Source organism: Nocardioides dokdonensis FR1436, from assembly GCF_001653335.1.
GTDB lineage: Bacteria > Actinomycetota > Actinomycetes > Propionibacteriales > Nocardioidaceae > Nocardioides > Nocardioides dokdonensis.
Genome location: NZ_CP015079.1, coordinates 4289172 through 4302500 on the forward strand (window position 1 = coordinate 4289172; position 13329 = coordinate 4302500).

Annotated in this window: 12 protein-coding genes and 1 tRNA gene; 7 read left to right on the forward strand and 6 right to left on the reverse strand. The window is 70.7% G+C overall.

Annotated elements, in window-relative coordinates:
- Positions 1-61: 61 nt before the first annotated feature.
- Complete coding sequence (locus tag I601_RS20170) at positions 62-412, forward strand: zinc ribbon domain-containing protein YjdM (RefSeq protein ID WP_068113802.1); 351 nt, start codon at positions 62-64, stop codon at positions 410-412.
- A 30-nt stretch (positions 413-442) separates the two neighbouring features.
- Here the strand turns inward: I601_RS20170 and I601_RS20175 are convergent, their stop codons facing one another.
- The 4 genes from I601_RS20175 to I601_RS20190 form a co-directional block, all read right to left on the reverse strand.
- On the reverse strand, positions 443-1600 hold the full coding sequence (locus I601_RS20175; RefSeq protein WP_068113804.1) for a CDP-glycerol glycerophosphotransferase family protein: 1158 nt from the start codon (positions 1598-1600) through the stop codon (positions 443-445).
- Positions 1601-1710: 110 nt separating this feature from the next.
- Positions 1711-2991: an HNH endonuclease gene (locus tag I601_RS20180; RefSeq protein WP_068113807.1), complete on the reverse strand. Its 1281-nt coding sequence runs from the start codon at positions 2989-2991 to the stop codon at positions 1711-1713.
- Between the two features lie 97 nt (positions 2992-3088).
- Positions 3089-3565, reverse strand: coding sequence for a hypothetical protein (locus tag I601_RS20185; RefSeq protein WP_068113810.1), 477 nt, complete (start codon positions 3563-3565; stop codon positions 3089-3091).
- Between the two features lie 167 nt (positions 3566-3732).
- A tRNA-Met gene (locus I601_RS20190) sits at positions 3733-3806 on the reverse strand.
- 116 nt (positions 3807-3922) lie between these two features.
- Here I601_RS20190 and I601_RS20195 point away from each other — a divergent pair.
- Together I601_RS20195 and I601_RS20200 are read left to right on the forward strand one after the other, a co-directional pair.
- Positions 3923-4456: a SigE family RNA polymerase sigma factor gene (locus tag I601_RS20195; RefSeq protein WP_068113813.1), complete on the forward strand. Its 534-nt coding sequence runs from the start codon at positions 3923-3925 to the stop codon at positions 4454-4456.
- Positions 4449-5921: a hypothetical protein gene (locus I601_RS20200; protein WP_068113816.1), complete on the forward strand. Its 1473-nt coding sequence runs from the start codon at positions 4449-4451 to the stop codon at positions 5919-5921. Before I601_RS20195 ends, I601_RS20200 begins: the two co-directional genes overlap by 8 nt.
- Before the next feature lie 7 nt (positions 5922-5928).
- On the opposite strand, the gene I601_RS20205 is transcribed toward I601_RS20200, so the two are convergent.
- Both I601_RS20205 and I601_RS20210 read right to left on the reverse strand, forming a co-directional pair.
- On the reverse strand, positions 5929-6441 hold the full coding sequence (locus I601_RS20205) for a DUF421 domain-containing protein (protein ID WP_068113821.1): 513 nt from the start codon (positions 6439-6441) through the stop codon (positions 5929-5931).
- 34 nt (positions 6442-6475) lie between these two features.
- Positions 6476-7045: a TetR/AcrR family transcriptional regulator gene (locus tag I601_RS20210; protein ID WP_218917717.1), complete on the reverse strand. Its 570-nt coding sequence runs from the start codon at positions 7043-7045 to the stop codon at positions 6476-6478.
- A 69-nt stretch (positions 7046-7114) separates the two neighbouring features.
- On the opposite strand from I601_RS20210, the gene I601_RS20215 reads away from it, so the two are divergent.
- From I601_RS20215 to I601_RS20230, 4 genes are all read left to right on the forward strand, one after another.
- A complete protein-coding gene (locus tag I601_RS20215; protein ID WP_068113823.1) occupies positions 7115-8179 on the forward strand; it encodes a zinc-binding dehydrogenase in 1065 nt (354 codons plus the stop codon).
- 1155 nt (positions 8180-9334) lie between these two features.
- A complete protein-coding gene (locus I601_RS20220; RefSeq protein ID WP_068113825.1) occupies positions 9335-10732 on the forward strand; it encodes a cytochrome ubiquinol oxidase subunit I in 1398 nt (465 codons plus the stop codon).
- 14 nt (positions 10733-10746) lie between these two features.
- Positions 10747-11730 (forward strand): cytochrome d ubiquinol oxidase subunit II, encoded by a 984-nt coding sequence (locus I601_RS20225; protein WP_237089494.1) that lies wholly within the window; start codon positions 10747-10749, stop codon positions 11728-11730.
- Positions 11731-12362: 632 nt separating this feature from the next.
- Positions 12363-13259, forward strand: a complete 897-nt coding sequence (locus I601_RS20230) for an SH3 domain-containing protein (RefSeq protein WP_157520368.1) — start codon at positions 12363-12365, stop codon at positions 13257-13259.
- The last annotated feature ends 70 nt before the right edge of the window (positions 13260-13329 follow it).

Below are 13329 nucleotides of genomic sequence, written 5' to 3' on the forward strand. Positions count from 1 at the left end.
GAACCTGACCAGCGCCTGTCACGCGCCCCGGAGCGCCGGCGGCCCGCCCTAGGATCGCGGCATGTCCGACACCCTGAGCCCGTGCCCTGAGTGCCACAGCGAGTACACCTACGAGCTGGGCGCCCTGCTGGCCTGCCCCGAGTGCGCCCACGAGTGGTCCCCCGCGGACACCGCGGCGGAGGGCGACGCCGTACCCGTGGTCAAGGACGCCGTCGGCAACGTGCTGACCGAGGGTGACACGGTGACGATCGTCAAGGACCTCAAGGTCAAGGGCGCCGCCGGCTCCATCAAGGTCGGCACCCGGGTGAAGGGCATCCGGATCGCCCAGGGCGTCGGTGACCACGACATCGAGGGCAAGGTCGACGGCTTCGGCCCCATGCAGCTCAAGTCGAGCGTGGTGAAGAAGGTCTGAGCCCGCCGCCCGTCCTTCGCGACGGACGGCTCAGGCGATGGTCTCGGTGACGTGGTCGGCCGAGGTCACCGGGTCCACCTCACCCACCAGCCGGTCGCGCAGGCCCACCAGGTCGCTGACCGAGTCGAGGAAGCGTCGGGTGCTCTCCCCGACCTGCAGGTCGTCGAAGTAGTGGTGGCGCATCGCCAGCCGGGCCAGGTGGTGCTCGTCCCGCCGGAGCCGCCTGGTGAGCAGGGTGCCCAGTGCGTCCACCGACGTGCGGTCGACGACGTCGGCGCACCGGCTGACGGGCACGTCCCGGCGCAGCCGCTCACGGTCGTCGTGCGGGTCGGTGAGGAAGATCGGCTTCTCGGTGCGCAGGTAGAGCCAGTCCAGACCCACCGAGGAGACGTCGGTGATCATCGCGTCGCAGTCAGGGATGACAGCCAGGATGTCGCCGCGCAGGACCTCGGCGTGGCCCGCCCCGGGGTCGCGCCGGCCGGCCTCCGCGACCAGGCGCAGGACCTCGAGGTGGGCCTCGAGCACCCCCGGGCTGGTGCTGGTGAGGATCTTGGGGTGCGGCTTGTAGACCAGCCGCACGTCGGGCACACCCAGGACCTGCTCCACGATCCGGGTGCCGAGCACGTCGAGCGAGGTGTAGTCGTTGTAGTCGGCGTCGCCCTCCCAGGTCGGCGCGTAGAGCACCGTGCACCGGGTGCTGGGCGCCAGCAGCGGTGCGGGCCGCAGGTCGAGCTGCGGGCGCCCGGTGCGCACCAGACGGCGCGTGTCCAGCTCGAGCAGGCCGGTGACGTGGCGCTGCACGGCGGCCTCACCGGCCACGAACACCCGGTCGTAGGCCTTGGCGTTGTTGCTCGCCATCGACTGCTTGTCGGACTCACCGTGGTTGACGTGCACGTGCAGGCGGCGCCCGTCGAGCAGCGACTGGAAGTTGAGCATCGAGTTGTTGCAGTAGAGCACCACCTTCGCGTCGAGCTCCTCGTAGAGCGCGGCGAGCTCGGGGAACTCCACGGCGCACAGCACCGGCAGGTCGGTGCGCTCGCGCAGCACCTCGGCGGAGCCGGGGTCGCGCACCACGATCGCCACCGGGTGCTGCTCGTGCAGCAGCGCCAGCACGTCGAGCCACTGCACGAGCTGGTAGGTCCGGGTCGGGTCATCGGCGAAGTAGGCGATGACGTGCACGTCGTTCACGAAGAAAGATTACGGCCCGGGTGCGCACCATCCGATTTCCGGACCCCGCTGCTACCCCGTTCGGTGTAGACGCGTCGCTGTACGCCCCTCGCTCACGCCGAGCCGGACGTTCACGCGATGAGGACCCAGTGTCCGGGCCAGGTCTCGACCCAGGTGGGTTCGGGTGGGACGAGCCCGGGTGGGTCGGGTGCTCTGGTGCGGGTGGTCTGGCCGGCCGGTGAGGTGATCTCGACCTCGTGGGGGTCGAGGTCGTCGGTGTGGATGGACTGGTGGGTCCAGCCGGGTTCTTCCTTGAGCTGGTTGCAGGCCGTGCAGAGCCCTTGGCCGTTGGTGGCGCTGGTGGGGCCGCCTGCGTGGTCGGGGGTGATGTGGTCGATCTGGCGGATGGGCGCGTTGCACCACGGGGTCCGGCAGGTCCGGTCGCGCAGGGTCACGAACTGGCGCAGCAGTCCGTCGAAGGTGCGGGAGGTGGACTCCATGGCGACGAGGTGCTCGGTGTCGGCGAACAGCCGCCGGATGCGGGTCGAGGTGTCCGGGGAGCAGGTGAGGAGTCTGCGGGCCACGGAGGCGGGGATGGGTCCGCCGGCGCCGCCGTGCATGGGGACGATCTCGGCCGGCTCATCGGCGCCCGGGCCGTCGCCGAGGAGGGCTTCGGCGGAGACGACGAGGTTGAGCGCGATGGGGGTGGCGACGGCGGTGACCTGGCCGGTGAGCCGGGCGACGAACAGGTCGGCGACGACCTGGCCGAAGGAGCGTTCCTCGCCCTCGTCGCACGTGTCCTGGGCGGCCTGCTCCTGAGCGGCGCGGGCGTGCAGGGACTGCATGATCGCGGCGGCGTGGACGTCGGAGACGGTGGCGGTGATCTGGGCGGTGCCGTCGTCGCGGCGTTGGGCGGTGACGTGGCGGTTGCGGTGGGCGCGTTCGCGGCGTTTGGCGGCGGCCTGGTCGTCGAGGCGCATCGCGATCCGTTGGGCAGCCAGGCGGAGCGCCCGGTCGCCGAGCGGTGCGCCGGTGGCGAGCAGCTCACCGAGCTGGGTGTCGTAGGCGGGCCGGTCCAGCGCGTGCAGGTGGTCGGCCTCGCCTGCCAGGATCTCGGCGCGGTGCTCGTTGATCAGGCCCTGCTCGAGGGCGGCCAGGACGTGGGGCAGGTCGTCGACGAGGGTGCAGGCCATCGCGCGCAGCCGGGTGCCGCGGTGGGGTGACTCGTGGCGGGCGAGGGCGACCTGGGCGCCGACCGAGCGGTCGGAGGCGCCTGCTTGGAGGTCGTCGAGGTGGGCGGTGATCCGCGCCTGCCGAGCGGCGAGGTGGGCCTTGAGCGCCTCCAGCTCCTCGAGCGCGGCGACGCACTCACCCGGCGTACCGGGGAGAGCGTCACCACGAGAATCGAACATGTGTTCTATTCTAGAGGCTCCCCCGACGCGTGTCCAGGGTCCGCACGCTTCTGTGGACGACCCGCACGCACGCACGCACGGACTGACGAGGGGCTCGTCAACGGGGGGTACGCGTCCAGACAGCCGTGACGGTCTCGTCGCGGAACATGGTGAGCTCGAGGGTGCTGCCGTCGGGTTCCGTGCGGGACTCGGTGGCTCTCTTGGGCGTCTTGCGGTGGATGTCCCCGCTGTCGCGGTGCAGCCTGCCGTACAGGCTGGCCAGCTGGTCGACGGTGATCGCGGCGCCGGTCTCCTCACTCATCGCCTCGGCGATGCGTGCGCGGTGCTCACGGTCGGACCGGAACACCCCGAGAGCGGCGCGGGACGACTCACAGCCGACGGCGACGCCCACGAGTGCGACAGCGATCCGTGCCGGGTCGGACGGCACGAGGGCCACGGTGAGCGCACCGACCACCAAGACCGTCAACAACGTGCCCGCCCAGAAGTCCCAGCGCCCGTAGAAGGGGTAGCCGTGGTCGGTCGCCGACCAGGGGTAGCGCTTGCTTCGGCGGACGTGGTCGCGACCGTCGGTCACGAGCGGACCCCTCGGGCCCCGGCCGGCTCGTTCCACAGCGCGCGGGCGTCGCCACCACGTCCTTCGTCCATGACCACCATCGTGCCGGAACGCACGAAGTCCCGCCGGTATCTGCACCGGCGGGACTTCTGTGGTTGTGCCCGGCGACGTCTGCGGTCACCTATTTGTAGCGGGGGCAGGATTTGAACCTGCGACCTCTGGGTTATGAGCCCAGCGAGCTACCGAGCTGCTCCACCCCGCGTCGGTGGCTCAACCGTCACACATGGCGCCTCCAGCGCACAAATCGCGTTGCCTGCGCGCCGGACGCAACCTCTTGCGCCGCACTCGCGTCAGGTGGAGTAGGAGAAGGAGGCGGCGGTGTTCACCACGACCAGACCGGCGCAGGACGCCGCGGGCTTCGAGGAGTACGCCGCGTCCGCGTGGGCGTGGCTCTACCGGTGCTCCTACCTCCTGGCCGGCAACCACGCGGACGCGGAGGACCTCGCCCAGCAGACGCTGGAGCAGACCTACCGCTCCTGGAGCAGGGTCAGCCGGGCCGACAACCCGACGGCGTACGTGCGTCGGATGCTCACCAACCTGCATCTCTCCCAGCACCGCCCGCGGGCGCGCAGGCTGGAGGTGCTGTCCGAGGCGCCCCCGGAACCGCGGACCACCGCCGCGGCGGGCCCCGAGGAGCGGATGGCGCTCTGGCCGCACGTCGCCTCGCTGCCACCGCGGCAACGGGCCGTGATCGTGCTGCGGTACTACGAGCAGCTCAGCGAGCGCGAGATCGCCGAGACGCTCGGCTGCTCCCCCGGCAACGTCAAGTCCACCGCCCACCACGCGCTGAGGTCGCTGCGAGCCGCCATCGGCCCCGGCACCGACCCCGGAGAGGAGGCCCGCGATGAGTGAGCGCAGCCCCGAGCAGAGCACGCCGATGGAGGACCGGCTGACCCGTGAGCTGGACCAGGTGGCCGACGGCCTGGTCGTGCCCCCGATGCCGGTCAGACGCCCGCAGTCGGCCCCGCCGTCGCTGCGCACGCGGTGGCGCACCCCCCTCCTGGTGGCGGCCCCGGCCGTCCTGGCCGTCGCCGGACTGGCCCTGGTGATCGGCCGCCCGGGGGACGCGCCCGCTCCGGTCGCACCCGAGGACCCGACCATCTCCGTCACCGCGCCGACGGTGCCCTACGTCGTGGACCAGCGGCTCTACGTCGACGGGACCCAGGTGCCCGGCGCCTGGTGGAGCGTGGAGTCCCGCAACGGCCAGTGGCTGGCCCTGCAGCAGGACGGCTCGTGGTGGAGCGGCGGACCGGGCCGCGACTTCGGGCCGATCGCCGCCGAGATCGACCAGCCCCCCGTCCTCTCCCCGGGCGGCGGCTTCGTCGCCTTCGTCGACCTCAGCACCGGGCGTCCCCGCCTCACCGGCTTCGACACCCGACCGGCCGGCGAGGGGCTGGGCAGCCCACCGATCGAGCTGGCCCGCACCGACGGCGGGGTCGTGCCCCGGGTGCGGGCGGTGACCGACGACGGCTACGTGGTCGTGCAGGGGCGCCGCACCAGCCTGATGTGGCGTGCGTGGGAGCCGGACCGGGCCTCGGACCCGCCGGCCGTCGTGGACCTGGCGACGACCGCCCCTGAGCAGCAGGTCCTCCAGGACACCGCCGCCGGCCTCGTCGTCGTCGACGGGATGGACTCCGACCCGCAGAGCGTCCCGTCCTACCTGGCCGAGCTCTCCGAGAACGGCGTGCTCACCCGGGGCGGCACCCTGCCGACGTACGACGACCTCGAGGTCAGCCCGGGCGGCACCCGGGCGGTGTTCTCCCCCGACGGCACCCTCGGCGGCGAGGTCTCCTCGGTGGGCGGCCTGAGCACGCTGGACCTCGCCGGCGGCGACGAGGCGGTGCTGGAGGCCCCGCAGGGCTGGCGGTTCGCCGTCGGCACCTGGGTCTGGGAGGACGACCGGATGCTGGTGGCGGTGCTGCAGGACGAGAGCGACCCGCAGGCAGGCTCCCGACTGGCACGGTGCGACGTCGACCTCGGCGAGTGCCGCGACTTCCCCGCTCCGGGTGCCGGCACGGGCACCGGCACCGCGAGCGCCGAGGACGCCCTGGCGACCGCACTCGACGCCGCCGGCGCCGACGACCGCGATCTCCTCGGCGACGCCGCGGTCCTCGGGGACGCCGAGTGGGAGCAGCTCGTCGACTGGACGCACGGCGAGGCCGGTTCGGTCGCCGGGTGCCGGGACAACGGCGGCGGGACCCGGGACTGCGAGATCGTCCTCACCGCCGACCCGGGGGTCACCTACTACGCGATCCTCGAGCCCACCACGAGCCCCACCGGGTGGCGGATCTCGTACGTCGGCATCGCCGACGGGTAGACCGGCGTCACCCCTGCGGTCGCACGTCCGACAGTGCGCTGCGGTCGCCTGCCTGCTCCGCGGGGATCACGCTGAGGCTGCCGTCGCTCTCCAGGACCACGGCCGCGATGGTGCTGAGGTCGCCCGATCCGCTGCCCCGGACCGCTTGCCTGACCTCCGCCTCGGTGAGCCGCGCCGAGCGCAGCGCCTCCGTCAGGAAGCGACCGTCCCGCAGCAGCAGCGCCGGCCGGGAGGTGACGACCGAGCGGGCGACCGGGACCCGCGAGCTGAGCGTGGCGACCAGGAGCTGGAGCAGGGCCAGCACCGCGAGCGCCGCCGCTCCCTCGGCCCAGGAGACGTCCTTGCTCAGGAAGATCGTCGCGAGCGTCGACCCGAGCGCCACGGTGACGACGAGGTCGAAGGCGTTGAGCTTGGACAGGGTGCGCTTGCCTGACGCGCGCAGCACCAGCACGACCGTGAGGTAGGAGGCGGGCCCCACCAGGAGCACCCGCACGACGTCGGACCAGGAGTCGAACCACATGACCTCTGTCTACCTGCCGCAGCCCCGTGTGTCCTCAGCCCTCCAGCAACCGGGCTGCGGCAGACCGCGCCGCGGCGATCGCGTCGACCCCCGGAGCGGTACCGCGCAGGCTGAGCACCCCTTCGTGCAGGCACATCAGCTGCAGCGCGAGCGCGCCATCCTCCGCGAACCCGCCCTCCCGCAGGGAGTCGGCGAAGAGCTGGATCAGCCACTGCTTCTCGGCCAGCACCACCTGGCGACCGGGGTGGCCGGCCTCCGGCAGCTCGGCCAGGGCGTTGACGAAGGCACACCCGCGGGTCGCGCCGTCCAGCCAGGTCTCGAGCGCGTCGAAGGGTGCCAGCACCCGCGCCACCGGGTCCGGGGCGTCCCGGTACGGCTGTTCGACGAGCGCGCGCCAGCGTCGGTCGCGCTCGAGCAGGTAGGCCGCGACCAGCTGCTGCTTGGAGCCGAACCGGTCGTAGAGGGTCCGCTTGGTCACGCCCGAGCGCTCGGCGACGAGGTCGACCCCGACCGCGGTGATGCCCTGCTCGTAGAAGAGCACCGCGGCGGCGTCGAGGATCCGCCGGGCGGCAGGGGTCAGCTGCTCGGGATCCAACACGTCCACGTTGACCTCACAGATCGGTATACCTAGGCTGACTTCACAGATCAGTGAAGTCTAGGTGAGGAGCAGGACATGGACCAGCCCGACGTCCCCCGCACGATGCGAGCGATGGTGCTGACCGGCCACGGCGGGCCGGAGGTCCTCGAGCTGCGGGAGGTGGGGACACCGGCCCCCGGTCCCGGCGAGGTGTTGGTGCGGGTGGCCGCGGCGTCGCTCAACAACACCGACCTGTGGACCCGCGAGGGCGCCTACGGCAGCCGCCCCGACGACCCCGACGCCCGCTCGGGGTGGCGCGGCCCGATCGACTTCCCCCGCATCCAGGGCGGCGACGTGGCGGGCCAGGTGGTCGCCCTGGGCCCCGGGGCCCCCGGTGACCTGCTCGGGCAGCGGGTGCTCGTCGACCCGGCCCACTACGACCACCCGGGACCCGACGCCCACCCCGTCGACATCCTCGGCAGCGAGCGCGACGGCGGCTTCGCCGAGCTCGTCGTCGTCGACGCCGCGCGGGCCCACCCGGTCGACGACTCCCCACTGAGCGACGTCGAGCTCGCCGCGCTGCCGATCGCCTACGGCACGGCGCTGGGCATGCTCGAGCGCGGGCGCGCCGCGGCCGGTGAGACGGTCGTGGTCACCGGCGCATCCGGCGGCGTCGGCCTCGCGGCCGTCCAGCTGGCCGCCGCGCGCGGCGCCCGGGTCGTGGCCGTCACCAGCGGCGTGCACGCCGACGCGGTGCGTCGCGCGGGTGCGCACGCGACCGTCGACCGCACCGAGGGAGACCTGCACGAGACCCTGGCCGCGGCCTGCCCGGAGGGCATCGACGTCGTCGTCGACGTGGTCGCGGGACCCCTCGTCGCCCAGGGCCTGGACCTGCTGGGCGACGGTGCGCGCTGGGTCGTCGCCGGGGCGCTCGGGGGCCACCGGCTCGAGCTGGACGTACGCCGCCTCTACCTGCACAACATCGCCCTGGTCGGCTCGACCATGCACACGCCGGCCCACTTCGAGACCCTCGTCGAGCTGGTCCGCCGCGGCGACGTGCGTCCGGTGGTGGCCCGCACCTACGACCTCGCCGACCTCGCCACCGCCCAGGCCGACCTCGAGGGACGCGGTCTCGTCGGCAAGCTGGTCGTCACGCCCTGATCGGCCGGTCCCGGGACGTCCGGGACCCCTGGAACATGCAGAAGGCCCGGACCAGTGGTCCGGGCCTTCAGCCTGTGTAGCGGGGGTAGGATTTGAACCTACGACCTCTGGACCTTCGGCGTGTGCGCTGCTGCGCTCTGCGTTCTTTGCCCGCTCTTGGCGATGTGCGCTCTGACCTGCGCAGACGGGGCCAACTCCTGGCTCCGGCCGGCCGATGTCTTGACGCCGTCTGCTCCGATTGGACGGCTTATGCTGCCGTTTTCGGGGCATTAACGCGGCCCGACTCAAATTACATCCTGTTGGCGCCACCGGTAGACGCCGGGTTCGTGGCCGCCGGCGACGACCGCTGCCAATCCGCTCATCAGGCGATCATCCAAAGCGTCCCGATCTGATGTTCCTTGAGACGATCCAAACGACTCAGGCCATCGGGAACCGAGACGCTCAGGAGGTCGAGTTCCCGGCGAAGAAGGACGCCCGGCTCTGACACAGTCACCCGGCGGCGACGCCCGCGCGGCAGCGCTGGCATCAAGGAAGGCGCTGGGGCGACCGGCGCAGATGATCGCCGTCGGCACGCTGTGGGAGAGATCGGCCCGTGCCAGATGAGGGCGGGAACCTCGGCGGGGTCAGTGGGCCATTATCGATTCTGGAGCCAGATCGAGGTCAGCACGTGCTCCCGCGAGGCCGCTCGGTCGTGAATGCTCCGCTCGTGTTGTAGCCCGAGCTCGACGAGCTCCGCTTCGTCGCCCGCCTGAAGAGTGACGTCGCACTCCGGGCAGGTCAGTTCCAAGACTCGCACCGCGACCTCCTACTAGGGATCATAGTAGGAGCGGCAGTACGCGGTCTGCGCCAAGCTTGATGGACCCCATAGGAGATTCCGTGCCTCCGGCTAAGGAGCCGGCGCCGGCTTCTCTAGGAAGCGCCAGGTCAGCCCACTTCGCCCATCTACTATGAGAGTTAGTAGACTCTTGCCCATGGCGCGTGGACGACCAGGCTTTCGCCGGCAAGGGGCCGGAACTACGGGCGCCTGATGCCGGCGCAAGGGGGCGACCATGTCCGCGAAAGCTACGGACTCCCGGCAGACCTGCGAGATCGGACGGCACCATCGGTGAACCGCGACCGGATGCGTTCCTGTGCTGGCTCGACTGAGGAGAACCCATGACCCTTGAGGCACTGCAGGTCCTGTTGTCTGACACGCCGTCCGGTCTACTGCCCGCGCGTAACCAGATGGCGCTGTCGCTGGGCTGGCACATCATCTTGGCCTGCTTCGGCGTGGCTTTCCCGTCGATGACCTTCATCGTCCACTGGCGCGGTGTCTTCCGCGGTGACGCGGTGGCACTCGAGCTTGCCAAGCGGTGGTCGAAGGTCTCCGCCGTGTTGTTCGCGATCGGCGCGGTGTCCGGGACCGTGCTCAGCTTCGAGATGGGTCTGCTGTGGCCGGGTCTGATGGGCAGGTACGGCGACGTGCTCGGTCTGCCGTTCGCATTCGAGGGGCTGGCGTTCTTCGTCGAGGCGATCTTCCTCGGCATCTACCTCTACGGCTGGGGCCGGATGCCCCCGCGGATCCACCTGCTGATGCTGGTCCCGATGGCCTGCGCGGGCGTGATCGGCACGTTCTGCGTAATCGCGGTCAACGCCTGGATGAACAACCCAACCGGCTTCCGGCTCAACGCGGCCGGCGAGGTGGTCGACGTTGACCCTTGGGCCGCGATGTTCAACGACGGCGTGTGGCTGATGTTCGCCCACATGTGGGTCGGCGCCTTCGTGGTCGTCGGCTTCACCGTCGCCGGGGTGTACGCCGCGGGCATGCTGCGCGGCCACCGCGACCCCCACCACCGGCTCGGGTTCATCGTTCCGTTCGTCTTCGCCACCGTCGCCGCGCTTGCCCAGCCGCTGGTCGGCCACGTGCTCGGCCTACGGGTCGCGGAGAGCCAGCCGGCCAAGCTCGCCGCGTTCGAACTGGCCGAGACCACCGAGCAACCGGCGCCGCTGCGCCTGGGCGGGATCATGATCGACGGCGAGGTCCGCTACAGCATCGACATCCCCAAGATCGGCTCGCTGATCGCACGCAACAGCTTCGACAAGCCGGTGCCCGGCCTGGACGAGGTACCGGAGGACGAGCGGCCGCCGGTCAACATCACCCACTGGGCGTTCCAGTCCATGGTCGGCATCGGCACGCTGCTTGCCCTGTCCGTGCTGTTGTTCTGGTTCGTGCGATGGCGCGGCCGCGACCTCCTGGAAAGTCGCTGGTTCCTGCGATACGCCGTGGCCGCTGGCCCGCTAGCGATGATCGCCCTCGAGGCGGGCTGGATCGCCACCGAGGTCGGCCGCCAGCCGTGGGTGGTCTGGCAGGTGCTGCGCACCGAGGACGCGGTGACCGATAACCCGTGGATCTGGTGGAGCTTGGCCGGGACCGCGGTGGTGTACCTCGGGATGACGCTCGGCGCCTACGTCGTACTCCGGTCCATGGCGCGACGCTGGCGCGCCGGCGAGCTCGACCTACCCAGTCCCTACGGCCCGGAGTCCGCCGAGGGCGTGAAGGAGGCGTCGCGGTGATGTTGGAGATTGTGGTGGCCGCCGCGCTGTTCGCCGGCGTCGTCGTCTATTCGGTCTTCGGTGGCGCGGACTTCGGCTCCGGCTTCTTCGACGCCACCGCCGGCGGCGCCCGCCGCGGCGCGCAGGTGCGCACGCTGATTGACCACAGCATCGGACCGGTGTGGGAGGCCAACCACGTCTGGCTGATCTACGTGCTGGTCACCTGGTGGACGGCGTTCCCCGGCACGTTCGCCGCGGCCATGTCGACGCTCTGGTTGCCGTTGATGCTCGCTCTTCTGGGCATCGTGCTGCGCGGGGCGTCCTTCGCGTTCCGAAAGTACTCCGCCACCATCGGCCAAGCCCGGCTCTTCGGCATCGTGTTCGCCGGGTCCTCACTGATCACGCCCTTCTTCCTGGGCTGCGTAGCCGGTGCAATCGCCTCCGGCCGAGTCCCTGCCGACGGCGGCGGCGACCTGGTCTCGTCGTGGGTGAACCCGACCTCGCTGTTCGGCGGCCTGATCGCGGGCGGCAGCTGTGCGTACCTGGCTGGTTCGTTCCTCGTCGCCGACGCCGCCCGATCCGGGCACCCCGGGCTAGCCGAGATGCTGCGCGTGCGCACACTGGGTGTGGGCGCGGTCACCGGCGCCTGCGTGTTCGCCGCGTTGGTGCCGATCAGGCAGGACGCGGCCACGCTCTTCGACGGCCTCACGGGTCGGGCCTTGCCGCTCATGGTGCTATCGGCGTTCGCCGGCGCCGGCGCACTCGTGCTGATCTGGACGCGGCGGTACGCCGTCGCGCGGTTCGCCGCGGCCGCCGCGGTCGGCACGGTGACCCTGGGCTGGGGGGTCGGGCAGTACCCGTGGCTACTGGTCGACCAAGTCACCATCGAGCAGGCCGCCGGCGCCGACGCAACGCTGCAGGCGCTGCTGGTCGCCGTCGGGCTGGCGGTGGTGATCGTGGTGCCCGCGCTGTCCTACCTGCTCTATCTCACCCAGTCCGAGCGGTGGTTACGACACTGAAGAGAACCTCTGCAGGGTCAGGACGGGCGGCCAAGTGGTGCCGTCACCCGTCCATCTTGTCGACGGCGGCCCGGACGAGAGGAGGTCGTTCAGGGTCTCGATCTCGGTCCGTGTTGGGCGGTCTCGCGCTTCTTCTCGATGCCAATCGCACGATCTTCGTCGATGGCATCGGGGTGGCCGCCGCCCGGCATCTTCATCATGTTCCATCTCCGTGGTCCTTTCGTGAGCACTCCGGATGAGTTCTCCATGTGTATCGGCACTTCGGGGGTCGCAAACCCCGATCGCGCCTATGAGGAACGCGACCGTCCGGCACCCGTGGTGCCTACGCGCGTGGAGGTCCGCGTTCGGCCCACGCTGCTCACGGAGCACAACTGGTCGCGCAGAGGCTAAACGGAGCCGCCGACAACCTCAGTCCGATCGAGCTGCGTGCCCGCACCGCGGCCATCGTGCGCCAGCGCGGAGCAGCTCCGCCGCCGATCCCGATTCACATGTCCGAACAGGTGTCCTATCCCGGATAGTAGTGAGGATTTCAGAATCCGCTGGCCGGCGTGCTTGCATCACTCGTCATGCCCGGCCTCCTCACCGGGGGAACCAGCGCATCGACCTTGACAGCGACAGTAAGGAATCAGCGCGTGGCGACTCATAGCCACAAGCGGGAAACCGCCCGACGCAAGCCTTCGGCAGCACTCATCGCGGCACCACTCGCGGTTCTCGCAACCGGCGCAGCGGTGACGATCGGAGTTGTTGGATCCGATCCCCCATCCGACATCCGCGCCGTCGACCAGTCGGCAGCGGGCAGCGTCCTTGACCGCCGCCCGGTCGTTTCGCGTGGCGGTATCAGGCGCGGCGACGCCGGCCGGCCAGCGGGGTCTCCCGCGCGTGAGCTGAAGGCCGCTGCTGCGCGTAAGTTGAGCCCGGTCGATGAGGTCCTGCTGCCAAATGCGGTCGCAGCGGCCATCCGGAATGCCGAAACCCAACGGTGGACCACCACCGAGCTCAACATCTGGACCCGCCCGGACAAGCAGGCCGAGCAGCTCGGTGTCCTCGATGCAGGCAAGAAGGTGCCCGTCACCGGCCGCGAGATGCTCGGCCGACAGGAGATCGTGCTGGACGGTGCGGCCCGGTGGGTCACTTCGGGCTATCTCAGCGAGGAGAAGCCTGAACCTGGGCCTAGCCTCGGCGGTCAGTGCACGAACGGGACCTCTGTCCCCTCCGGCGTCAGCTCGAACATCCGGGCGATCCACCAGGCCGTCTGCGCGAACTTTCCCGAGATCGTGACCTACGGCACGCTGCGCGCCGACGGTGAGCATGCGCAGGGGATCGCTATGGACATCATGGTTGCCGGCGACCGCGCCTGGCAGGTCGCGGAGTTTCTCCGGGAGTATTACTCCGAGTTCGGGGTCAGCTACGTGATTCACGCCCGGCGGATCTGGTCGGTGGAGCGCTCTTCAGAGGGTTGGCGCGCGATGGGGGATCGCGGATCGGTGACCGCGAATCACTATGACCACGTCCATGTGACGACCTACTGATTCCCCGGAGCAACCGCGCTCACCGGGTCGTGATGACGACGGGGTTCGAGGAGAACCGGAGGTCACTCCA

Excerpts from the sequence above, each read along its gene's own strand:
- I601_RS20220 (WP_068113825.1), top strand. The coding sequence starts at position 9,335 with ATGACCCTTGAGGCACTGCAGGTCCTGTTGTCTGACACGCCGTCCGGT.
- I601_RS20170 (WP_068113802.1), top strand. The coding sequence starts at position 62 with ATGTCCGACACCCTGAGCCCGTGCCCTGAGTGCCACAGCGAGTACACC.
- I601_RS20205 (WP_068113821.1), bottom strand. The coding sequence starts at position 6,441 with ATGTGGTTCGACTCCTGGTCCGACGTCGTGCGGGTGCTCCTGGTGGGG.
- I601_RS20180 (WP_068113807.1), bottom strand. The coding sequence starts at position 2,991 with ATGTTCGATTCTCGTGGTGACGCTCTCCCCGGTACGCCGGGTGAGTGC.
- I601_RS20215 (WP_068113823.1), top strand. The coding sequence starts at position 7,115 with ATGGACCAGCCCGACGTCCCCCGCACGATGCGAGCGATGGTGCTGACC.
- I601_RS20200 (WP_068113816.1), top strand. The coding sequence starts at position 4,449 with ATGAGTGAGCGCAGCCCCGAGCAGAGCACGCCGATGGAGGACCGGCTG.